At 38.8% G+C, this 21505-nt stretch carries 25 protein-coding genes; 20 read left to right on the top strand and 5 right to left on the bottom strand.

Annotated elements, in window-relative coordinates; genetic code table 11:
- Positions 1–116: 116 nt before the first annotated feature.
- From ACFW35_RS13750 to ACFW35_RS13680, 15 genes are all read left to right on the top strand, one after another.
- Positions 117–626: a hypothetical protein gene (locus tag ACFW35_RS13750; protein ID WP_379846486.1), complete on the top strand. Its 510-nt coding sequence runs from the start codon at positions 117–119 to the stop codon at positions 624–626.
- An 18-nt stretch (positions 627–644) separates the two neighbouring features.
- A complete protein-coding gene (locus ACFW35_RS13745) occupies positions 645–1154 on the top strand; it encodes a hypothetical protein (RefSeq protein WP_379846485.1) in 510 nt (169 codons plus the stop codon).
- Between the two features lie 159 nt (positions 1155–1313).
- Positions 1314–1832: a hypothetical protein gene (locus tag ACFW35_RS13740; protein WP_379846483.1), complete on the top strand. Its 519-nt coding sequence runs from the start codon at positions 1314–1316 to the stop codon at positions 1830–1832.
- Between the two features lie 243 nt (positions 1833–2075).
- Positions 2076–2732, top strand: a complete 657-nt coding sequence (locus ACFW35_RS13735; protein WP_379846482.1) for a pentapeptide repeat-containing protein — start codon at positions 2076–2078, stop codon at positions 2730–2732.
- Positions 2729–2890 (top strand): hypothetical protein, encoded by a 162-nt coding sequence (locus ACFW35_RS13730; RefSeq protein WP_379846480.1) that lies wholly within the window; start codon positions 2729–2731, stop codon positions 2888–2890. Before ACFW35_RS13735 ends, ACFW35_RS13730 begins: the two co-directional genes overlap by 4 nt.
- 220 nt (positions 2891–3110) lie before the next feature.
- Positions 3111–3623, top strand: coding sequence for a hypothetical protein (locus ACFW35_RS13725; RefSeq protein WP_379846479.1), 513 nt, complete (start codon positions 3111–3113; stop codon positions 3621–3623).
- Positions 3624–4043: 420 nt separating this feature from the next.
- Entirely contained in the window at positions 4044–4856 is an 813-nt protein-coding gene (locus ACFW35_RS13720) for an ABC transporter ATP-binding protein (protein WP_379846477.1), read from the top strand.
- A gap of 69 nt (positions 4857–4925) precedes the next feature.
- Positions 4926–5870: an iron-hydroxamate ABC transporter substrate-binding protein gene (locus ACFW35_RS13715; RefSeq protein ID WP_379846476.1), complete on the top strand. Its 945-nt coding sequence runs from the start codon at positions 4926–4928 to the stop codon at positions 5868–5870.
- 269 nt (positions 5871–6139) lie between these two features.
- Complete coding sequence (locus tag ACFW35_RS13710; RefSeq protein WP_379846474.1) at positions 6140–7183, top strand: FecCD family ABC transporter permease; 1044 nt, start codon at positions 6140–6142, stop codon at positions 7181–7183.
- Complete coding sequence (locus tag ACFW35_RS13705; RefSeq protein ID WP_379846473.1) at positions 7180–8187, top strand: FecCD family ABC transporter permease; 1008 nt, start codon at positions 7180–7182, stop codon at positions 8185–8187. The genes ACFW35_RS13710 and ACFW35_RS13705 overlap by 4 nt, the downstream gene beginning before the upstream one ends.
- 463 nt (positions 8188–8650) lie before the next feature.
- Positions 8651–9643 (top strand): aminoglycoside phosphotransferase family protein, encoded by a 993-nt coding sequence (locus tag ACFW35_RS13700; RefSeq protein WP_379846471.1) that lies wholly within the window; start codon positions 8651–8653, stop codon positions 9641–9643.
- 328 nt (positions 9644–9971) lie between these two features.
- Positions 9972–10472: a MerR family transcriptional regulator gene (locus ACFW35_RS13695; protein ID WP_379846470.1), complete on the top strand. Its 501-nt coding sequence runs from the start codon at positions 9972–9974 to the stop codon at positions 10470–10472.
- A 14-nt stretch (positions 10473–10486) separates the two neighbouring features.
- A complete protein-coding gene (locus tag ACFW35_RS13690; RefSeq protein ID WP_379846468.1) occupies positions 10487–10936 on the top strand; it encodes an SRPBCC family protein in 450 nt (149 codons plus the stop codon).
- Positions 10937–11056: 120 nt separating this feature from the next.
- Positions 11057–11725 carry a Type 1 glutamine amidotransferase-like domain-containing protein gene (locus ACFW35_RS13685; RefSeq protein ID WP_379847505.1) on the top strand — a complete coding sequence of 223 codons (669 nt, stop codon included), beginning with the start codon at positions 11057–11059 and terminating at the stop codon, positions 11723–11725.
- Positions 11726–12143: 418 nt separating this feature from the next.
- Positions 12144–12371 carry a hypothetical protein gene (locus ACFW35_RS13680; protein WP_379846467.1) on the top strand — a complete coding sequence of 76 codons (228 nt, stop codon included), beginning with the start codon at positions 12144–12146 and terminating at the stop codon, positions 12369–12371.
- Positions 12372–12565: 194 nt separating this feature from the next.
- On the opposite strand, the gene ACFW35_RS13675 is transcribed toward ACFW35_RS13680, so the two are convergent.
- Complete coding sequence (locus ACFW35_RS13675; RefSeq protein WP_379846466.1) at positions 12566–13141, bottom strand: hypothetical protein; 576 nt, start codon at positions 13139–13141, stop codon at positions 12566–12568.
- Positions 13142–13404: 263 nt separating this feature from the next.
- Between ACFW35_RS13675 and ACFW35_RS13670 the strand changes: the two genes are divergently transcribed.
- The 3 genes from ACFW35_RS13670 to ACFW35_RS13660 are packed head-to-tail and all read left to right on the top strand — an operon-like array spanning position 13405 to position 16422.
- Positions 13405–14097, top strand: a complete 693-nt coding sequence (locus tag ACFW35_RS13670; RefSeq protein WP_379846464.1) for a response regulator transcription factor — start codon at positions 13405–13407, stop codon at positions 14095–14097.
- The gene (locus tag ACFW35_RS13665) at positions 14075–16291 is read left to right on the top strand and encodes a histidine kinase dimerization/phospho-acceptor domain-containing protein (protein WP_379846463.1); all 2217 of its coding nucleotides are present in this window, start codon (positions 14075–14077) and stop codon (positions 16289–16291) included. Before ACFW35_RS13670 ends, ACFW35_RS13665 begins: the two co-directional genes overlap by 23 nt.
- On the top strand, positions 16288–16422 hold the full coding sequence (locus tag ACFW35_RS13660; RefSeq protein WP_379846461.1) for a hypothetical protein: 135 nt from the start codon (positions 16288–16290) through the stop codon (positions 16420–16422). Before ACFW35_RS13665 ends, ACFW35_RS13660 begins: the two co-directional genes overlap by 4 nt.
- A gap of 56 nt (positions 16423–16478) precedes the next feature.
- On the opposite strand, the gene ACFW35_RS13655 is transcribed toward ACFW35_RS13660, so the two are convergent.
- The 3 genes from ACFW35_RS13655 to ACFW35_RS13645 form a co-directional block, all read right to left on the bottom strand.
- A complete protein-coding gene (locus ACFW35_RS13655; protein ID WP_379846460.1) occupies positions 16479–17531 on the bottom strand; it encodes an NAD(P)/FAD-dependent oxidoreductase in 1053 nt (350 codons plus the stop codon).
- Between the two features lie 165 nt (positions 17532–17696).
- Complete coding sequence (locus tag ACFW35_RS13650) at positions 17697–17837, bottom strand: hypothetical protein (protein ID WP_171978871.1); 141 nt, start codon at positions 17835–17837, stop codon at positions 17697–17699.
- A gap of 113 nt (positions 17838–17950) precedes the next feature.
- Positions 17951–18820 carry a TetR/AcrR family transcriptional regulator gene (locus tag ACFW35_RS13645; RefSeq protein ID WP_379846459.1) on the bottom strand — a complete coding sequence of 290 codons (870 nt, stop codon included), beginning with the start codon at positions 18818–18820 and terminating at the stop codon, positions 17951–17953.
- Positions 18821–18995: 175 nt separating this feature from the next.
- Between ACFW35_RS13645 and ACFW35_RS13640 the strand changes: the two genes are divergently transcribed.
- Positions 18996–20507, top strand: coding sequence for a DHA2 family efflux MFS transporter permease subunit (locus ACFW35_RS13640; RefSeq protein ID WP_379847503.1), 1512 nt, complete (start codon positions 18996–18998; stop codon positions 20505–20507).
- A gap of 134 nt (positions 20508–20641) precedes the next feature.
- On the top strand, positions 20642–20809 hold the full coding sequence (locus ACFW35_RS13635; protein ID WP_379846458.1) for an imidazoleglycerol-phosphate dehydratase: 168 nt from the start codon (positions 20642–20644) through the stop codon (positions 20807–20809).
- A 51-nt stretch (positions 20810–20860) separates the two neighbouring features.
- Here the strand turns inward: ACFW35_RS13635 and ACFW35_RS13630 are convergent, their stop codons facing one another.
- Positions 20861–21352, bottom strand: coding sequence for a hypothetical protein (locus ACFW35_RS13630; RefSeq protein ID WP_379846456.1), 492 nt, complete (start codon positions 21350–21352; stop codon positions 20861–20863).
- Between the last annotated feature and the right edge of the window lie 153 nt (positions 21353–21505).

The raw sequence follows: 21505 nt of genomic DNA, 5'->3' as shown, positions 1-21505 counted from the left end.
TTATCCCAAGTTATTGCCTTTTACTCCTTTAAACATGCACACCAGAGCGCATTTTACTTAATACTCGAAAGGAATATACTTCCAATCAGTGGAATATAGAGAGGAGGAGGTGCACTATGAAAAAAATGATTATGGCAAGTTTACTTTTTTTGCTAACGGCATGCAGCAGTGAAAACGGTAATGCTACTGTTGAACAATTAAAAGAAGATCACCCGCATGTAAAGGAAGTAGCAGAAGAATTGCCTGAGAGCGTGCAGGAAAATTTAGCTGCTCCAAAAAAACTGCCATTCAAACCTAAAAACGTGGAATTGATATACGCAGGAGACCCGCCTGGTGATCCAAAAGGCGAGATTCATCATACCGAATTCCTCTATGGAAAGGGTGACGGAACGCTTCTGCAAGTCACCATGTTTCATAACAAAAAATCAACCTTTCATAATGAAGGCAAGCCCAAAACCACAAAGCTTAAAGACGGTACAAAAGTGACGATTGATGTGGATACACCAAAAGCAAAAGAAATACGATGGAAAAGAAATGAACGTTATTACGCTTTAATGATGATGGGGTCCGAAATCACAATTGATGACCTCTTAGAGACTGCAAATTCTATGGAATATTATGAATGACATTAAGGAGTGCTGAACATGGATAAATGCGTATATTTCAATGACAATTTTTTCTCTTCAGGGAAAACGGATATTTACAATGAATCTCAAGAAAAACTTGGAGAAATTGATTTAAAAAGTACATTCGGTTCGAGTTTGAATGTGGAGAATGAAAAAGGAGAAGTCGTTGTTGAAGGAAGCTTTCCTTTTTTCTCAAGCAGATGGAACATCAAAAAGCCGGATGGGAATGAATTGGGTGAGGTGAAATCGTCATTTGCATTCTTCTCAAAGCGGTACCATTATCTCACCAATAACGCTGCATATGAGATTGAATCACCAGCTTTTTCAAAAGAATATACAATTCTTGATGAGAATAAAGCGGAAGTAGCTACGTTCAAGAAAGTGAACGGATTTTTCCAATCAGCAGCTTTCGAATTGAAGAATTACTCGGATTCACTATCAACGGAAGAACTAATCGCGGTTGTGATGGGCGTCAATGCGATCGAAAAACGCAACAATTCCAGTGCTAGCGGAGGAGCAGTTACTTAATACAGCAGGGGGTTTCTTTTGATTTTTATTACACTTTTTGGAATCGAAAGCCAGCTTAGGAAAAATCATAAACAAAATAAAAGAATAGCAGAGTTGTTAAAGGAAATAAAAGGAAATCAACGTTTTTAAAGATATATGATTAAGAGCAGGAGGAAAAACTTGAAGAAACGTTCCATAATATTACTGGTTTCTATATTCATTACTATTTTACTAGCAACGGGGTATGTGAAATATGGTCTTGTTTGGAATTATTTTTATTACAAACAGGAGTTTGAGGATTACCTAGAATATAAGTATGATAAACCCGTAATGATTAAGGAAGTAAGTTATGATATGTTCCATGACAAATATGATGGATATGCTTTTTTTGAAGCAAAACCTAATATCGTATTTCATGTGGGGCTATACGGAAAGAACAAAGAAATAAGAGATTCTTATGAATATGAAGCTTTCAGTGAACAAGCTACATCTGATGTTAAATCGATCGCGGATAAACTATTGCCCGACCATCAACATGCTAGAGCAGAAGTAATCGATTTAGCTAAACAAGAAATTGAAGTCGTCATCTGGTACGACAAAGAGTTTAAAGAGGGAATTGATGAGGCGTTATTAACAAAGATTCTAAATAAAGGTTATGTTGTTAAAAACATTACCATTACAAATGACTATGAAAGGTAACGCTAGTAGGGAAGGTGAACCATGACTTTTATCATGAAATAGACAAATCATTTTAGACCGCATAAAGCTGTCTTTTTAGTTTTCTTGTGGATCTATTTTAAATAAGGCATATAGAGTGCGTGTTCAAATGAAAATAACGAGAGATGCCTCATTGCTCACAATCTTGAGAAAAAATAAAGACTTATAAACCATTTTGTTTTCTTGTAAAGTTAATGAACAGTTAGAAGAAAACAGAGGTGGAATATGTCAAAAATTAAAATTGAATCACCCAAAATTCATCCTGATTTAAGAAGTGCTAATTTCCATGATATTTTTTATGAAGAAGAGCCGGAACTCATAAACTGTACAGTCGTTAACTCCCAAGCAGACAATGAGGTAATTGATAAAGTTGTATTTTCAAAGGTTATTTTTAAGAATACAACTTTCATTAATTGTACGTTTATGAACATCGATATGACGGATGTGGTTTTTGAAAACTGTAATTTATCTAATACACGCATGTGTGAAGGGATTATACATAGATCGGTGTTTAAAGATTGCAAACTGTTAGGTGCAGACTTTTCAGGGGCTAATCTTGGTAATGTCCACTTCGAAAACTGCGATTTGAATTTAAGCAATTTTACAGAGACGCGCTTGAAACAAGTTAGATTCGAGGAGACGTCTTTAAGAAGCGCTAATTTTTTTGATTCTAAATTGAATAAGGTTCGTTTAAATCACTGCGATCTTAACGATGTGGATTTTACACAGACGATTCTAAAAGGAATGGATATCAGTACGTGCACCTACGAGCAGATAAATGTCACTGCTGAAAGTTTAAAAGGGTGCGAAGTTTCACCCAACCAAGCTATAGAATTCTCAAGATTGTTAGGACTTAAAATTAAAGAGGGGATAAGCTTTTGAAAGTGGGTCATATACTAATTGCAGCTGCCGTATCGGCTACTGTTGTTACAGCAAGTGATGGATTAGAAAATTGGCAAAGAACGATTCTAAGTTTAGTTACGATTTATTTTACTATTTTTATCCTTAATATTTTTCAAAAATGGAGAGATAAAAGATAGCATAGAAAAAAGACGCCCAGCAGGACGTCTTTTTATGCGTATTGCGGCGAGAGACAGCACTCCACATAGTGCATTGCCAAAAAGGCGCGTCAATCTCGTCTTATGCAAATTAGCTCATCGCAAGACTAGTATACCACCCTTCACGCTGAATGAGAAGGGGGTACCTTCTTAAGTCATAGGCATATGATAATCCCATAAGTCTTTGAAGGGAATGAGCAAGGTGTATAATTCTTTCTGCCGTTTTGACCATTCACAAGCGGAATCTATACTTATGGCGCTCCAAAGAGAAGCTTCAGCGATCAATTTATGCCAGCGATTAGCACATACTGCGCCTAATCAGCACCATAGGAACCACATTCTTTATGCACTTGAAGGCAAACAAAATCATCTGCAGCAATTTACAGATCTTTATAGTTCTCTTACTGGATTACAGCCCGAATACCGTGTAGATCCGGTGGCTTTCTACAGTTACAAAGATGGATTGCGAATCGCTTATGAAGTGGAAGCAGAAGGTTGTCATGAATATCAGAAACAAAGCCAAGATCAACTAGACTTTCAAGTGGAAGCTTATGAAGATTTTGCCATCATGATTCCTGCGGGGAAATGGCACAACCTTACCAATACAGGAGATAAACCAATCAAACTATATGCCATCTATGCGCCGCCTGAACATCCGTTTGGAACCGTTCACCCTACAAAAGCAGCGGCTATGGCAGCTGAAGCGAGTGAATAGGTAAAAAAATTTCAATTTTTATCAATAATTGACCCAAAAGTGTGTACTTCAACTTTTGGTGTCATTTTTTTTGTTAAATACTGATTATTATAAAGTCTGAAAGAAGATTTTTCAGAAGGAAAATCCTTGGTTGAGCGAAAACAAGGTGTTTTTGAGCGTAGCGGCAAGGTTCTGAGCGATACATAAACTATTTGGAGCGGTACTCGATGTGTTTTGAGCGTACATTACAAATCCTGAGAGTACGTGTAATAAATAAAAGAACACGTACCGTAAAAGTTAAGGAAAAATAACAGCTTTGTGAAAACTTTATAAAACGTATTGACACACTCGAGGCAATCCAATAAAATGAAAAACGAGATTGATAATCATTTTCAATTGATTAATATATGAGCTTCAAACAGTACAAAAGGAGGGCGAAACATGTCCAGACTGTATGCGGAACAATTACATATTGCTTATGGTGAACGGGACATTGTGAAAGATCTCAACATTTCCATTCCTGATGGGAAGATCACTACGATTATCGGACCGAATGGCTGCGGAAAATCAACGGTTTTGAAAACGTTGTCTCGCATATTGAATCCGAAGTCTGGTGCTGTTTACTTAGATGGTAAAGCCGTGAGCAAGGAGTCAACGAAGAAAATCGCACAAAAGATGGCGATCTTGCCGCAGTCTCCTGATTCACCAGAAGGACTTACGGTAGGAGAACTCGTTTCTTACGGAAGGTTTCCATACCAAAAAGGGTTTGGAAAGCTGACAAAGAAAGATTTTGAAGTGATAGACTGGGCTCTTCACGTAACGGGTGTTTCTGAGTTTAAGGATCGTCCGGTAGATGCACTCTCAGGCGGTCAGCGCCAGCGGGTGTGGATTGCGATGGCTTTAGCACAAGAGACAGATATTATTTTGCTGGATGAGCCGACTACATATTTGGATCTTTCTCATCAGTTAGAAGTACTTGAGTTATTGCATCAATTGAACCGTGATGAGAAACGCACGATCGTGATGGTGATTCATGACTTGAATCATGCAGCGAGGTTTGCTCACCATATGGTGGCGATGAAGGATGGCTCGATCCTGAAAGAGGGAACGGCAGAAGAAGTAATGACACGTCAGGTGCTTCGGAACGTTTTCAAAATCGATGCCGAGATCGGCGTTGATCCAAGAACGAGAAAGCCAGTCTGTCTTACGTATGATCTTATCAAAAATGTTCAGTTAGTTGAGAACTTGGCGTAATTGATCGCCTTTCTTTTTTACTGTTAATTGAGAATGATTTTTATTATCGAATGTATGGGGGATAACAAAATGGCGAAACGTACAAAACAATTATTAGTAACTTTTATGACAATGCTGCTTGTGTTCGCACTTGCTGCATGCGGAAATAAATCAGAAGAAGGCGCGAGCTCAGGAGAGAAAGACTCCAAGAAAGAAACTAGAATCTATAAAGGCGAGAATGGAGACGTAAAAGTACCTGCCGAACCAAAACGTGTTGCGATGATGGCGGCTACATACGCTGGTAACTTGCTAGATTTAGGAATCACGCCGATAGCGGTAAACGAATATCCGAAACAGAACAAATTCTATGGCAACAAACTGGACAAAGCAGAAGTGGTAACAGCAGATTCTTATGAAAAACTTCTAGAACTTAATCCAGATCTAATCATCACGTATTCAGATGACAAGAACATTAAGAAGTACGAAGAGATCGCTCCAACTGCTACAATGACATATGACAAATATGACTATAAAGAACAGCATGTTGAGATCGGTAAGATGGTAGGCAAAGAAAAAGAAGCAAAAGCATGGGTTGAAGAGTGGGATAAGAAAGCAGCTGACGCTCGTGAAAAAGTAAAAGACGCGATCGGTGAAGATAAAAAGTTCATGGTTATGGAAGCGTACGGAAAAGACATGTATGTTTACGGTGAGAACTGGGGCCGTGGAACAGAAGTTATCTATCAAGCTCTTGAATTAAAAGCGCCTAAGAAACTAGAAGAAGATGTATTCGGTCCTGGCTGGAAAGCAATTTCTACTGAAACGATTCCAACATATGCAGGAGACTATATCTTTGTTGGATCAGGTGCAGGCAACCCTGATAACTCATTCATGGAATCAGATGTTTGGAAAGAGCTTCCGGCAGTTAAGAACGGAAACGCGATTAAGTTCGATTCAGAGTCATTCTATTTCAATGACCCGATCTCATTAGAAAAAGAATTAGATTTCATTGTAAAAGAATTAACGAAAAAGAAATAATAGGTTGTTTTTCTTTTCGCTCCTTCATTGACAAAGTTGATTGGAGTGTAAGATGCGAGACTCCTCGAAAATGAAAAATCACATTTTCTTCGTGCGATGTAACGCTGTCGAAACTTTCCTTGTCCTGCGGGACGAGTGGGACAGGTGAGACGGCTAAAGGCGCAAAGCGGCAGGTGGCTCACCGCCCGCCCCGCGGAAAGCGAGCATCTGGAACGGAAATCAATCACTTACAAAAGCAATAATAAAAGCCTCAAAAAGGAAAATAGGCCATGTTCAAAACAAAAACCAAGCTCATAAAAGATAATAAAGTGTACTCGAGGCCTGCCGTTGGTTTAGTGATTCTGTTGTTTGGATTCATTCTCTTATTGGCGAGTATGGGTCTTGCAATATCAGTAGGTGCTGCCCAGATTAATTTTACGACTGTGTGGAATTCTATCTTAAACTATGATCCTAGCAGGGAAGCGGACCGTATTATAATGAGCCTCCGATTACCTAGAGAGCTTGGTGCTGCGATCGTCGGTGCGGCGTTTGCGGTCAGTGGTGCAATCATGCAGGGGATGACTAGAAATCCCCTTGCAGACCCTGGCTTGCTTGGTTTGAACGCGGGAGCGAGTTTAGCTCTTGCGTGTGTGTTCGCTTTTAACACGGGTGCAAATTATTTTACCGTGATGATGATTTCCTTTATTGGTGCAGGAATAGGAGCAGGAATGGTGTTCGGATTAGGCTCGATGAGCAGAGGAGGACTTTCTCCCATCCGGATCACCCTAGCCGGTGCAGCTGTTTCTGCACTGCTTTCTTCGTTAGGAGAGGGAATTGCGCTTTATTTTAAACTATCTCAAGACCTAGCATTCTGGACAGCAGGCGGTGTTTCGGGAACAAACTGGGCACAGCTGAAGCTGATTGTGCCAGTAGTTATTGTGGGAATCTTCATTGCCATTATGTTTTCCAGACAGCTCACGATTCTTAGTTTTGGTGAAGAAGTGGCAAGAGGGCTCGGTCAGCGCACCCTACTGACAAAAATTGTTCTCATGACGGTCGTACTAATCCTTGCAGGTGCAGCAGTCTCACTTGTTGGAGCTATCGCATTTGTTGGGCTTATGGTTCCGCACATCGTACGTTTCCTTGTTGGTACGGATTACCGCTGGATCATTCCATGCTCGGCTATTTTTGGAAGTGTACTGATGGTGCTGGCAGATACGTTTGCTCGTACCGTTAACGCTCCTTATGAAACACCAGTGGGCGCGGTTGTTGCTATGATCGGTGTCCCTTTCTTCCTATACCTTGCTAGAAAAGGAGGAAGAAAACTGTCATGATGAACCCTGCTCAGATTAAGAGAATTAGAATAACAACGATTGCAGCCATAATCCTGCTTTTAGCCGTTTTTATAATTAGTGTAGCAACTGGCTTTGCGTCACTCACTCCTGCAGAACTGTTTCGGACAGTGATTGGACAGGGCACTACTCGAGAAAATCTGATTTTGTTTGAGTTTCGGCTGCCAAGAATATTTGTAGCAATCTTAGCGGGGATGGGGCTCGCGGTATCTGGTGCCATCCTGCAAAGTTTGACGAAGAACCCGCTTTCTGACCCTGGTATTTTAGGAATCAATGCCGGTGCAGGTTTGATGGTCGTGGTTTATATCATGTTCTTCACAGTTGAAACATCAAGCTTCTTATACGTGCTTCCGCTCTTTGCATTAGCAGGCGGTATGGCAACAGCGGCCGTCATCTATATCATGTCTTACATAAAAGGTGAGGGGGTTGAGCCAACGAGGCTTGTGCTCGTCGGGGTAGGTCTGGCCGCGGCATTATACGGAGCAACACTAACATTATCAACAAGATTAGATATGGAAGATTACTCATTTATGGCGAACTGGATAGCGGGAAGAATCTGGGGTGATGATTGGGTGTTTGTCCTATCATTGCTGCCATGGATCATAATCCTGATTCCGATCACAATCTTGAAGTCAAATGTGCTTAATACCTTGAACCTTCATGAAAATGTTTCAATTGGTGTTGGAGTGAATGTGGGACGGGAGCGAATTGTCCTGATCTTGATTGCGGTCGCACTTGCCTCTGCATCCGTTGCGGTGAGCGGCGGTATCGGTTTTGTTGGACTGATGGCTCCTCACATCGCAAGGTCACTCGTAGGTCCGCGTCATCAAGCTTTCTTGCCTGTTGCTGCATTAATAGGAGGAATACTGCTCCTTGCTGCAGACACGATAGGAAGAGTCGTCCTCGATCCAAGTGGAATTCCTGCGGGAATCATAGTAACGATAATTGGGGCACCGTATTTTATGTACTTATTAGCAAAAAAATAATAAACAAGAAGCTGTCTCCTTTACCTTAACAGGTTCTCTTTTGGAGTACAAAACAGATAAAAGCAATAGCCAGCTAATTCGCATAAGAATTAGCTGGCTTATTTTTGTTGATATTTATCAATGTAAATTGGATTCGAATTAGCACCCCAATTCGCATACGTATTAGCAAGATGACAATTATTTCTATCAAGCTGCGTATTGGTATGCAAATTTTATTGCTATTTAACTTACAAATTATAGTGAAAAGGGATTAAAAGACATTAAATAAGAGGGAGTTCCTTATTCATCGGGCTAGATTGTGGAATAAAACTGTATAAGAAAATTATATATTGCTAAAGTCTGGAGAAGCTTGTGAAGATTGTACTTAAGCTAAACGGAGCAGTTTGCAGAAGGAAGAATTCCATAATGAAAAGAATAATATCCTTTAGAAATTAAAAACATTTAATAAAAAAAGGAGAACCAGATGGAGATTAATAATCGGATTACTGCTATATTGAAGGATAACTATGGAATTGAAGCAACTTCAATAGAACAACGTCCAGGCGGCTGGTCGGCTTTAGCATTTTTCGTGGAAGATAAATGTGAAAAGTATTTTTTAAAAGTATATAACAAAAGAAAGCCGTCCATTGTTCAGTGGATTGATGCAATTGATAGATATACTCCCTTAGTAAAGTGGTTGCATAATCATACTGATTTAAAAAATAATCTCGTCAATCCAATCTTTACGAAATTGAAAAGTAATAAATGTGAAGACGAACAGTATGTGTATTTGCTTTCAGAATATATTGAGGGAACTACAATTGGAGACAAACAGCTAAGTCAAAATCAGGTAAATGAACTGGCGAAGATTCTTGGAATACTTCATAAGAACACTTCAAACATCCCAAATGAATTAAAACAGCAACAAGTAAACGAAAGTTTTGACATAGATTTCTGCGAATACTTATCTTCTTTTATAAATAACGATTTGGATAATACTGATGATATCGTTTTAGAAATTGTGAAGCCGTATACAGGCACTTTATTAGAAAAGATTAACAGGATGAGGTATTTATCAAATATTTTGAAAAGCAAACCATACCAGTTTGTTTTGTCCCATGCAGATGCTCATAATTGGAATGTTATGCAGGGGAAATACCTTATGCTTATTGACTGGGAATGTCTAAAACTTGCTCCACAAGAACAAGATCTGATTTTAATCATTACAGAGACATATGCTAGACAATTCTTAAATGAATACAGGAAATATATGAAATATGAGTCTCCTGATTTTGATGCCTTTGAATTTTATTTCTTAAAGAGGAAACTTGAAGATATTTGGGAGTGGATTAAGGACTTACGTTTTGAAGGTCTTGTAAAATCAGAAGAAGTAACACTCGAATTACTAAAGTTGAACCTTGATGCCTGTACAAGAACTGAGAGCTTTCGGTCTGATTTGAAAAAAGTTTTTTATTAAAAGATAAAAAATTTAACACGATAGGCTACTCCTTGTTCACGGGTAGGTTAGTCTAACTGGTTAAAGGCAGCAATCATAATCATCATCTTGATCTTCCGATCGGGTGCATTTCTGTAATAAGAAATGTACCTTTTTTAGGTACAGATTGTAACCATAAAATGAATTTATGTATTTAGGTTATATAAAAAATGGTGTTCTATGGGGAAAGGGACTTCGATAGGATTTTTCCATACTTTTCTCTCTTTTGAAAAATTTTAACTTGACCCTTACGTCACGTAATGGTTTATATTTAAGCCACCGGTAATTAATAGTCGCGCGAAATGAGGGGATGATTATTGCAGGTAAAAAATATTGGAAAGTTGGGGAACTTGCCACATTAACAGGGTTAACCGTTCGAACATTACGGTATTATGATCAAATTGGCTTGTATTCTCCATCTGGATATTCTAACTCAGGATACAGGTTGTATAACGAATCCGACCTATCACGTCTACAACAAATTCTAGCATTAAAGGAACTAGGTTTATCACTCGATGAAGTTAAATCCATTCTATCTGATCACAATTACAGTGCATTCGAAATTGTATCGCTCCAAATTGATCGACTTAGAGAAAATATCAGAATTCAACAAAAGCTTTTAAAGGAATTACAAAATGTATCGAGTCTGGTGGAAATGGAAGAGCCGTTGACGGTTGAGGATTTCACAAAATTATTAAGCTTGATGAAAAAGAACCATGAAAATTTTTTTACTGAACGACGATCAAGTATGGTGCACCACTTCGACAGGCTAGACGACTTTCTCGACAAGCATTCAAATGAACCAAACTAAAGGGAGGAAAAATGATGAACAAACGCTTTGCAACACACGACACCTTTATCATTGAAAAGACTTATAATGCTGCACCTGAACAAGTGTTCACCGCCTGGTCAGATTCCGCAACCAAGGCAAAGTGGTTTCAGAAGGCTGACGAATTCGACTTTCGAGTTGGCGGGCGTGAGTATAGTCAAGGTGGTCCCAAAGGAGGACCAGTCTATACCTTTGATGCTTGCTATCAGGAGATTGTTTCGAATCAGCGTATCGTCTATTCCTATACGATGGATCTTGAAGAAACACGTATATCGGTATCCATGACCACGGTGGAGTTCAAGCATGCAGAAGCTGGTACTCATCTCATATATACCGAGCAAGGAGTCTTTCTCGACGGCCATGATACGGTAGCTCAGCGTGAACACGGCACGAAGGTCATGATGGACAAACTTGGCGATTATCTACAGATAGAGTCAACAGTTTAGAAAAATTAATGACGAGCATTATGACCAGGTCTAACCGATAGTTAGAAAAATCAAAGGGTAGCAGTCTTAGAAGTATAGAAAACTTTGACAGCACTTCACAAAGACAAGGGAGCTGAATTTATGAAGTTTCTCCTCACATCTGGAGGCATCAATAATAAAAGCATTCACGACGCCCTGGTTGACATGCTAGGTAAACCAATCGCCGATTCCAACGCCTTGTGCATCCCCACTGCGATGTACGGACATCCTTGGGTCGGACCAGGGGTGAAAACCTGGGAATTCATCTGCGGGAAAGAAGAGAATCCCATGGTTAATCTAGGCTGGAAGTCAGTTGGCGTGCTGGAGCTTACTGCGTTGCCAAGCATTGACAAAGATCGCTGGGTACCTTTGGTCCGGGAGACGGACGTCCTGTTGGTGTCCGGCGGCGACGCTCTCTACCTGTATCATTGGATGCAGCAGTCCGGGCTGGCAGATCTCTTACCGTCGCTTCAGGCAGTTTATGTGGGAATGAGCGCCGGGAGCATGGTGATGGCACCTAAAATTGGAGAGATCTTCGTTGGCTGGACTCCACCCAACGGTGAGGATAAAACACTTGGTCTTGTTGATTTTGCAATGTTTCCACACCTTGATCACGAGATGCTGCCGGATAACACCATGGCTACCGCAGAGCGATGGGCTGCCGAGATGCAGGGACCAGCGTATGCGATTGACGATGAAACCGCCATTAAAGTGATCGATGGAGAGGTCGAAGTTATCTCCAAAGGGCATTGGAAACTTTTTTCGCCTTGATATTACCCCTCTGCTAAAAATATTCATTGTGTTGCAATTTAGAGAGAATAGTATGGTTTCTTATTAATATATTGTAAAGGGTTTCACCTAACGGGTGCGTTGATCTAATAAGGATTAACGCCTTTTCTAATGGAACTTATTAAACAATCGTGCAGGATTGTTTAATAAGTATTGATTAATATTAAAAATTGAATGGTTAAATAGTAAAAAAGATTATGATGACATACCAAATTCTTCTTTAAAAGAACTTATTGAATTAAACAAAAAAATGTATCCAGAAATGAGGAAATAAAATGAATGATATTTTTGTTAAATCACTTTATGAGTCTCTAGTAAAAGAGAACCTTCAACTATACAAAGACCTGTATGAAACAACGAATGTTACTCCTAAAACAGATGATTAATTGGAAAAAAGCTATTGGTTTTTAACCGTAGTTTAACTGACGAAAATAAAGATACATTAATGATGATAATTGAACAAACTATGATTGATACTATTTCAAACATGCTAGGAGTAATTGATGGAAGTTCGACTTTAAAAGATTGTTCCTTAGAACCTAACTTACTGCTTGATTCTATTGATACAGAAGGAGAACTGCAAGATTCATTTTTAGAATTCATAGAAGAAAGAGATAGTAACAGCTAATTGAATTTTTTAGTATAGAGGTCTTTATAAAGAGCACAGTTGAAATATATAAATAGTTTAAATGAATTCAATTACCTTGATTGGCTAAATGCCTTTCTAGGTTTTTTTACTTTAATTTATATTAAATCAGCTGATATTTGAGTGAGACAATAAGAAAATGATTCAGATTTCTAAAAACAAGAATATCTCACTTTTTAATGCAATAATGCATTGATTTCATCAGGAGTGAGTCTTAACTTTTGTCCTGCTGCAATAATAGAAGATGTTATTTTTGAAACATCGTTATCGACTGTTTTGTTATAACGTTGAAATTCAGATTGTAAAGACATATCCTTTGGGTTTTCTATGCTTTTTATCGTTGATTCCACTGCTAATCCTCTCACAAGATAAACATCTCTAGCACTAGCTAACGCACTTTCTAAATCCTTTTTAACATCTTTTGGTAAATTGGAAGGTATTTGTAGTTCCCATATCAATGAATTTGCTTCACTTGCAGCAGCTCTAGCATAACTCTCTTGATCATATAGATCTTTACTGTTCCCAGTCCCATTTTTAACTAACTGAACTTGACGTTCAAATTCTTTTACTTCGTTCGTTACCTCTTTCTCAAGCGAAGCAATACTTTTCACAAACGATTTAAATGATTCTTGACTTGCTAATTGTTCATCTTTGACCTTTTCTTTTAACCATAACCCAAACACCACACTAATAATTAACAAAATAGCTGCTGTTATCATGTAGCTTTTAACTTTTTCATTTTTTATCAACATTTTCTAACACCTCGTTTTCAAAATATTTTTCAACTTTAATAATGTTGCAGATATATTTACAATTATATTCGAAGTGAACCAATTAACATTACATTTACCTGGGCAATTTTTTTATTATGTTTTGGATAGATCTATGTCAATCTCAGCTTTGCATAATTAAGAAAGTCTTAAGATTTATGCTAGGAAATTATAAAGGAATGCCATGTAGAATGAAGATATTTCAAATATATACCATGCTATAATGCAGAAGGGAGAGTGAGAACATGAATGGATTTACTGTGCTAGTTGTGGATGATGAAAAGGAAATTCGCGATGCTATTGAAATATATTTGAAAAATGAAGGAATCATCGTTGTGCAGGCAAGTGATGGAATCGAAGCGATTGAAAAATTGGATGAGCATCAAATTCATCTCATTATAATGGATATTATGATGCCGAAATTAGATGGCATCTCAACTACCTTTAAAATACGAGAACAAAAAAACATCCCGATCATAATATTAAGTGCGAAGAGTGAAGATACCGACAAAGTACTGGGACTTCAGATTGGTGCAGATGATTATGTGACAAAACCTTTTAATCCTTTGGAGCTGATCGCCCGCGTTAAATCTCAACTCAGGCGTTATGTCACGCTTGGTACATATGAGGGAAGAACAGAACTGATCAATCTGAACGGTCTGACCCTTGATAAGGAAGCGAAAGAAGTAGCCGTAAACGGCGAACCTGTAAAGTTAACACCTATCGAATATAAGATAGTGGATTTACTAATGTCTTATCCGGGAAGGGTATTTTCCATCAATGACATTTATGAGCGGGTATGGAAAGAACCTAGTTATAATGCGGAAAATACAGTCGCCGTTCATATTCGGAAGATTAGAGAAAAGATAGAGATTGATCCAAAAAATCCAAGGTATTTAAAGGTGGTATGGGGAATTGGATACAAAATGGAAAAGTAGAATAAAAATCTCTGTATGGATCTTGTTGGTAACCTTTGGGCTAAGCGGAATTCTATCAATCTTAGACAATGGTCATTGGTACTTAAATAAAGATTATTTTCATACGGAAGATTTCAACATGCATGTAGATGAATTTATAGAATACATCACCATCGCTGATATTAATTATACTTCTGAAAAAGAATTAAAGAACGATATAAAGGTAACCAAAGAAGAAATTGAGGAGCATCGTACTCGCTATGGCACGTTATCTGATCAAGTTACAAATATTAAAGATCAATACCAGGGGAAAATAGAAGATGCTAAAGCTGCAGAGAATGAAGATGTTGTGAAGCTCTATGAACAGCAAAGAGATGAGAAGATAAGCGATATTATTGAAAACTTTAAAAGCGATGAACATGTTAAAGCTAAAGTAATAAAAGAGAAGGAAAAGCAAATTGATGCATTTCTCAAGCAAAGAGAACAGTTCATTGCCAATTACGATGATAACTTATTGGGCTTCCACTACTATCTGGAAGATGTGAAAACGGGAGAAGTTTTTACAAATGTTAAAGATGCCAATAACCCAGAAGATCTGAAGGATCAACCTAATTTGTTTACGAGACAATATTCCTCATCAGAAAATGATTCTTTGCAGTTAAATGGTCATTATTCATTTTTAGATTTCATACAGGACGAATATTTTGCTCAAAAACCAAGATTGATTCAAGGGATTATTACCTTGCCGAATTCCGGTTCAACAGGGAACTGGATAAAAGAACAAAAGGAAGAATATGAGAGCAGGCAAATGTTCTTTTATGTTACATCCATCAGCAGTCTCCTAGTCATCTGCTCTGTGGTGATTTTGGCAAGAAAAATGCACCCATTCCAGGTAATTGCCGCTTCGGATAAAAGGATCTATTACAAGAGAGTGCCAATTGATATTAAACTTGTAAGTCTATTGCTTTCAATTTTCTTTATGATCGTGGCACTCGTTGCCAATGCTCAGAATTACGATAATCTTTATTTTTCTTTCCTGTATAGCAGCGGACTCTTTGAATTTCTGTTCGCGGTCCTAATGGTAGGGATTACCCTCATACAAATGGTATGGATATACCGGGAACTCGGCAAAGTACAATTGTATAAAGACGCTTTTATCATAAAAATGTCACGCTGGTTCTACCGATTAGGGGCAGATGCGTTTTACAACAAAAGTGTGGGAATTCAGATTCTGCTGCTTCTCACTGTTATCTTCTTGTCAGGGTTTGGTGCAGGAGTCGTTTTCATTGAACCTGAACCTGATTTATTTGGTATTTATGCAGTTCTGTTTCTTGTAGTCACCATTCCTGTTCTGTTATACATGTTTAAACACATCGGAAATTTCAATCGGATTATTCAACATTCCAATGAACTTGCGGCAGGAAAATTTGAACAAGATCTTCCTTATAAGGGGAAGTCGGCATTAGCAATGCTTGCTGGAAATCTTAATCTTTTGAAACACGGTGTAAAAACCTCAAAAAAAGCAGAAGCCAAAAGTGAGCGATTAAAAACCGAGCTGATAACAAATGTAAGTCATGATCTCCGAACGCCTTTAACTTCAATTATTACTTATACAGAACTGCTAAAGGCAGAAGGGTTAACAAAAGAGGATCATGATTCTTATTTAGAAATTATCGACCGTAAATCAAAACGTCTGAAGGTCTTGATTGATGATTTGTTTGAAGTATCGAAAATGGCAAGCGGCAATCTTGTGCTGACAAAACAAAGAGTAGATATTGTCCAGTTACTTCAGCAGGCGATGGCTGAATACAATGAAACGATTAAAGAATCCTCTTTAATTTTTAGGACGTCAATACCTAAAAGTTCAATTTTCACGCATGTGGATGGTCAGAAAATGTGGCGCGTCTTTGATAATTTAATTGGTAACGTTCTAAAGTATTCGATGGAAAATACAAGAGTCTACGTTTCAGTTGTGCATGAAAAACAGAAGGTACTGATTTCTTTTAAAAACGTTTCTAAATATGAGTTAGGCGGAAACATTGAAGAATTGTTTGAACGTTTCAAGCGAGGAGATACTTCCCGTCATACAGATGGGTCGGGTTTAGGTCTTGCAATTGCTAAATCCATCGTAGATCTTCACGAAGGAAACATGGACATTGATGTAGATGGAGATTTATTCAAAGTCACGATAGAATTGGATGCAATAGAGTTATGAAGATGAACAAAAAGCTTTTTATTGGTATAACGATTGTAATATATAGCATATTTGGGTTTGCCGAGAATGCTGGAAGTCCTAACTTTAAAGAAACGATAAAAACAACACATATCTCTGAGACTGCTGACTGATTAAAAAAACGACCAGATGAGTTTTTCTGGTCGTTTTAACTTTTGGTCACTTCATATTATGAATGAATCATCTGTTTCACCAGTTCACGGTTGCGCTCTTTGAATACCTCGTTATGAGATGAAACCATCGCTACGGTTTGAGCGTCTGGCTGAATAAACTGCTTTGCTTTGTTTACAGCATTTGCTGCGTCCTGGAATGTTCCAGCGATCAAATTCAACTTGCCTTCATGCTTCAGGATGTCCCCTGCTGCATACAGTCCGGGGACAGAAGATTCACTGTTCGCGTTTCCTGCAATATAAAAGTTATCAGCGAGTTCGATGTTCAAATCGCTATTTCCGAGCAGGGAGGTATCCTGCTCATACCCATGATTGATAATAACTTCGTCGATAGGCAGATAGGAAACCTCACCGGTCACATGGTTGGTCAGCTCAATCTGCTCGATCACTTCATGGTTTGGACATGCAAACAGCTTCGAGATTGAGGTGTTGAAAATACAGTCTGCGCAGCTGTTCATCAGCTGTGTAACTTGAGCCTCGTGTCCGGCTAACGTACCTTTTCTATATGTAAGGTAAACTTTTTTTGCGATCGGCACTAATTCGTTTGCCCAATCAATGGCAGTATTACCGCCGCCTGAAATAACAACCGTCTTATCCTTAAATTGCTGAAGGGATTTTACGGTGTAGTTCAAATTAGACACTTCAAATCTTTCCGCGCCCTCAATATCAAGTCTCTGCGGATTTAAGATACCGCTTCCCACTGCAACGATCACCGTTTTTGAAAAATGCAGTTCTCCACTGGCACCTTTTAAAATGAAGATACCGTCTTCATCCTTCGTCATCGATTCCACTTTTTCATTTAGAACAATTTCAGGATTAAACGTTAATCCTTGTTCAACCAGCTTTTCAATAAGCTTCGCACCAGGTAGAGGGGTATGGCCGCCAACATCCCAGATCATTTTTTCAGGATACACATGAATCTTTCCACCTAAATGGGGCTGAAACTCAATAATCTTTGTCTTCATTTCTCTTAATCCGCTATAAAAGGCAGAATAAAGACCTGCTGGCCCTCCGCCAATAATGGTTACATCAAAAATCTCTCTGTTTTCCATATGCGTTCCTCCTCAGGAAGCAATAATAGTGATTATCATTCTCATTTAAATATATAATGAATCACACATTTTTACAATGGAAATTTGAGCGGTTTACTTAAGATGAAGTCACTTTTTTCATTTTAAAATATGGACCTTAATTCCTAGCGGGGAAAAATTTATAGGTTACCCTTTGCTATCTGCATTTTTTACAGATTCACTTAATTTACTTATTTTCGAATTAAGAACCATACCAAAGACAAAAGAAGTAACAAGACTCAGGATAGTAAAGAAAATTATAGCTGCAAAACCAGTTTCATTACGCATTATTAAACCTCCAAGTGATTAATGAATTTAGTATTTGTTTTCAAATATCTTTTATCCACTCAAAAAAGAGGCTGCCGGCAAAACAATCCGGTAGCCTCTTTAACTTTTTATTATTAGGTCTTCAACAAATACCAAAGCATATTCGTAAACTTGTGCACTTGTGATTGAATCGGAGTCTCTTCGAAAAGCTTCAGAAAAGGTTTTAACAAAGGCTGAAGTACGACTTTACGCATTCGTTCACGCTGTAATTCACTAACGATGACATCATATAAATCTTGCTGCTCTTCGTTAAAGGCGTGATGATTCCGCAGCTGGTCAGCCAGCTTCATGATCTCGTCCTTGGTTACGACATTTTTACTCATATTCGTACGCAGCAGATCAATGGCTGAATGATTCAGCATGATATTCTCATTCATAATCATTTTCGGAGCGATTAGTTCGATATACGACAACAGGGTGTCCACCACTTCATCTAATGAATACGTACTGTTCGTAACCCGCAGAGTAAATAACATGTGGTGCACCATGCCAAAAAACAATACAGTCGCTTCAAAGGCATGATCGCGGATGTCTTCCCCCATAATATCTATAAAACGATTCGAAAGCCATTCCATCTCATAAACACGGTGCTGCATGACTAGTTTTTTGAGATCAGCTTCATTGGATGACAGAATAGCTTCAAATAGCGGCGTTAAATTTCGCTCTTGATTCAAACGCATGATGGTTTTAATTTGCTCGATAAAAACTTGGCGGTCACTGGGATCTTTACCGATCTGCAGCGCGATCCGCTGCTGGCTTGCATCATAGCGAAGGAATTCCAAGATATCTGCAATACAATCACTCTTTGAGGAGAAATAATTATAAAACGTCCCTTTTGAGATGTCTGCTTTTTCAATGATTTCCTGTATAGAAGTCTGCTGAATACCTTTTTTTATAAACAGCTTTAGTGCAATGTCAGCTACTTTTCTTTTCTTATTATTCATGTATTCATGCCATCCTCTTGGTTTTCTTCTACTAGTAGTATAAATTTCTTCTATTGGAAAAACAAATCTTTTTTATACTAACGGTACAAAATTATTGCCTTTTTTGAACCTCGAGTATAAACTTAATAAAGTTAAGTATTAATTTAATAAACAGAGGGGAAAATACATGAAAAATATGGATACAGCTTTAGAACATAAAAAGCCTCCTTATTTAATGCTCGCTATCTTGTTCGTCGGAGCATTTGTTTCATTTTTAAACAATTCACTGCTGAACGTCGCACTTCCGACCATTATGGTGGATTTAGAGATAAAAGATTACTCAACGGTACAATGGCTGGTAACGGGGTTTATGCTTGTCAGCGGAGTATTGATTCCGGCATCAGCCTTTTTGATCACACGGTTTTCAAATAGAGCGCTGTTTATCGCTTCAATGGTCATTTTTACTGTAGGTACAGCTATTTCTGCATTCGCACCGAACTTTGGTCTGTTACTGACAGGACGTATGATTCAAGCTGCAGGATCTTCCGTTATGGGACCGCTATTAATGAACATCATGCTCGTCAGCTTTCCGCGTGAGAAGCGGGGAATGGCTATGGGGATCTTTGGTCTCGTTATGATTACAGCACCAGCAATAGGACCTACATTATCTGGATATATCGTAGAATACTATGACTGGCGTTTGCTTTTTGAGATGATCTTGCCTTTGGCGATCATTAGTTTGCTGTTCGCGGTCTGGAAACTGGATAATGTCATGCCTCAGAACAAAAAGGCGACACTTGATTATGGATCCATTGTATTATCAAGTATCGGGTTCGGGGGAATCTTATACGGATGCAGTACCGCGAGTTCAGATGGATGGACAGATACGATCGTACTCAGCACACTAATTACGGGTGGCATCGCACTAATTCTGTTCTTGCTGCGTCAACTCAAACTCGAAGAGCCATTATTGGATATTCGTGTTTATAAATATCCGATGTTTGCACTTGCTTCCGTGATCGCGATTGTAAACGCAGTAGCTATGTTCTCAGGGATGATCTTAACTCCGGCATACGTACAAAGTGTTCGCGGCATTTCACCGTTAGACTCTGGGCTGATGATGCTGCCGGGAGCGGTCGTAATGGCGATCATGTCACCGATTACTGGAAAGCTGTTCGATAAATTTGGCCCGCGTGCTTTGGCAGTAGTAGGACTATCGATTACAGCTGTCTCCACATATATGCTTGCAAACTTAGATGCTCAATCGGCGTATTCATATATCATCTTTGTGTACTCGCTGCGCATGTTCGGACTTTCGATGGTGATGATGCCGATCATGACAAACGGGTTAAACCAGCTGCCGACGAAACTTAATCCGCACGGTACAGCGGTAAATAATACAGCTCAGCAAGTGTCAGGTTCGATCGGAACGGCAATTCTCGTTACACTCATGAACTCTGTAACGAAAACAGAGGCGGAAAGCTTAATGAGCGGAGTGGATCCTGCAACGATAACCGAAGCATCAACCGCTGCATTATCACAGCAAGCTTTATTATCCGGAATCCAATATTCGTTCTATGTAGCATTAGGGATGAATATAGTAGCACTCTTACTAGCGCTATTCGTGAAACGGGTAGATACAAGTGCAGAAGCTGTTAACAAAATCGAAAATCAAGGCCAACCACTTGCAAAACCTGTAACAAATTAATAAAAATATGAAGCTGATACAAAGGGACCGATAATCCTTTTGTGTTAGCTTTTCTTATGTAGCTGAAAAAATGAGTAATCCGCAACGGAAAAGCAATACTAAAAAGGAAGTTCAGAATTAAAGGAGGAAATGAGATGACAAGTCGTAATGGAAGTGAAGGAAGCCAAAATCAAGGTTCACCAAAAGCACAGCACGATCAAGAATTTGCAAGTGAACTAATAAGCGGTAACAATAACAAAGGAAACGAATATCGTTCTAAAAAGGGAAGTAAATCAAAGGCAAAACCAAAGCAAAGCGAATAAAAAAATCGTGAGGAGTTATTCTCACGATTTTCTTTTGTCAGGGAGGCGGAATTAGTTACGAGGACCCCAGCCGCCCCAACCACCAAAATATTGTTGAAGCCACCATGGTACGCCTTGTCCTTGTTGACCACCTTGACCCATTTGTCCCATCTGACCGCCCATCTGCCCCATTTGCCCTGGCTGCCCCATTTGACCCATCTGTCCCATATGGCCGCCCATCTGACCCATCTGACCCATCTGACCCATCTGACCCATCTGACCCATCTGACCCATCTGACCCATCTGACCCATACCAGATCCGAAGACTGGAGGAATTGGTCCTTGATATGGAGCAATTCCGTACATATCGGTTTCATGTACTTGTAAGGCTCTTACTCCACTAGGTGTGAATACGTTAAGTGTTGCCATCTTGCTGGCATTATCGTATTTAACGACTTGTGCCACTACCTGCCCGTACCCTGTGATGGCAGTCGTAATATATTGACCAATAAATTGTTCAATCGTTCCACCTGGTACTAAATACGCTCTTTTACCTTGAAACAAAAAGATCCATCCTTTTTATAATTTTTCTTCCGTATATATATATGTTCATCCCAACCATAAGCATGGACGAGAACCTAAAAATAATAATTAATATGATGATTATTAGTTGTGTTCATTAGTTTTCGTAAGGGTTTGCCTATACATAAACAAGGA

This window comes from Fictibacillus sp. NPDC058756, from assembly GCF_042746035.1.
Taxonomy (GTDB): domain Bacteria; phylum Bacillota; class Bacilli; order Bacillales; family Fictibacillaceae; genus Fictibacillus.
The sequence above is the reverse complement of the archived record's forward strand: the minus strand, read 5'-3'. Positions and strand labels throughout refer to the sequence as shown.

What these genes read in the sequence shown, in the direction of transcription:
- ACFW35_RS13635 (WP_379846458.1), top strand. Translation starts at nt 20,642, where the DNA reads ATGACAAGTCGTAATGGAAGTGAAGGAAGCCAAAATCAAGGTTCACCA.
- ACFW35_RS13675 (WP_379846466.1), bottom strand. Translation starts at nt 13,141, where the DNA reads ATGTTGATAAAAAATGAAAAAGTTAAAAGCTACATGATAACAGCAGCT.
- ACFW35_RS13705 (WP_379846473.1), top strand. Translation starts at nt 7,180, where the DNA reads ATGATGAACCCTGCTCAGATTAAGAGAATTAGAATAACAACGATTGCA.
- ACFW35_RS13670 (WP_379846464.1), top strand. Translation starts at nt 13,405, where the DNA reads ATGAATGGATTTACTGTGCTAGTTGTGGATGATGAAAAGGAAATTCGC.
- ACFW35_RS13715 (WP_379846476.1), top strand. Translation starts at nt 4,926, where the DNA reads ATGGCGAAACGTACAAAACAATTATTAGTAACTTTTATGACAATGCTG.
- ACFW35_RS13720 (WP_379846477.1), top strand. Translation starts at nt 4,044, where the DNA reads ATGTCCAGACTGTATGCGGAACAATTACATATTGCTTATGGTGAACGG.
- ACFW35_RS13710 (WP_379846474.1), top strand. Translation starts at nt 6,140, where the DNA reads ATGTTCAAAACAAAAACCAAGCTCATAAAAGATAATAAAGTGTACTCG.
- ACFW35_RS13700 (WP_379846471.1), top strand. Translation starts at nt 8,651, where the DNA reads ATGGAGATTAATAATCGGATTACTGCTATATTGAAGGATAACTATGGA.
- ACFW35_RS13660 (WP_379846461.1), top strand. Translation starts at nt 16,288, where the DNA reads ATGAAGATGAACAAAAAGCTTTTTATTGGTATAACGATTGTAATATAT.
- ACFW35_RS13690 (WP_379846468.1), top strand. Translation starts at nt 10,487, where the DNA reads ATGAACAAACGCTTTGCAACACACGACACCTTTATCATTGAAAAGACT.
- ACFW35_RS13735 (WP_379846482.1), top strand. Translation starts at nt 2,076, where the DNA reads ATGTCAAAAATTAAAATTGAATCACCCAAAATTCATCCTGATTTAAGA.
- ACFW35_RS13685 (WP_379847505.1), top strand. Translation starts at nt 11,057, where the DNA reads ATGAAGTTTCTCCTCACATCTGGAGGCATCAATAATAAAAGCATTCAC.
- ACFW35_RS13695 (WP_379846470.1), top strand. Translation starts at nt 9,972, where the DNA reads ATGATTATTGCAGGTAAAAAATATTGGAAAGTTGGGGAACTTGCCACA.
- ACFW35_RS13745 (WP_379846485.1), top strand. Translation starts at nt 645, where the DNA reads ATGGATAAATGCGTATATTTCAATGACAATTTTTTCTCTTCAGGGAAA.
- ACFW35_RS13750 (WP_379846486.1), top strand. Translation starts at nt 117, where the DNA reads ATGAAAAAAATGATTATGGCAAGTTTACTTTTTTTGCTAACGGCATGC.
- ACFW35_RS13645 (WP_379846459.1), bottom strand. Translation starts at nt 18,820, where the DNA reads ATGAATAATAAGAAAAGAAAAGTAGCTGACATTGCACTAAAGCTGTTT.
- ACFW35_RS13655 (WP_379846460.1), bottom strand. Translation starts at nt 17,531, where the DNA reads ATGGAAAACAGAGAGATTTTTGATGTAACCATTATTGGCGGAGGGCCA.
- ACFW35_RS13640 (WP_379847503.1), top strand. Translation starts at nt 18,996, where the DNA reads ATGGATACAGCTTTAGAACATAAAAAGCCTCCTTATTTAATGCTCGCT.
- ACFW35_RS13650 (WP_171978871.1), bottom strand. Translation starts at nt 17,837, where the DNA reads ATGCGTAATGAAACTGGTTTTGCAGCTATAATTTTCTTTACTATCCTG.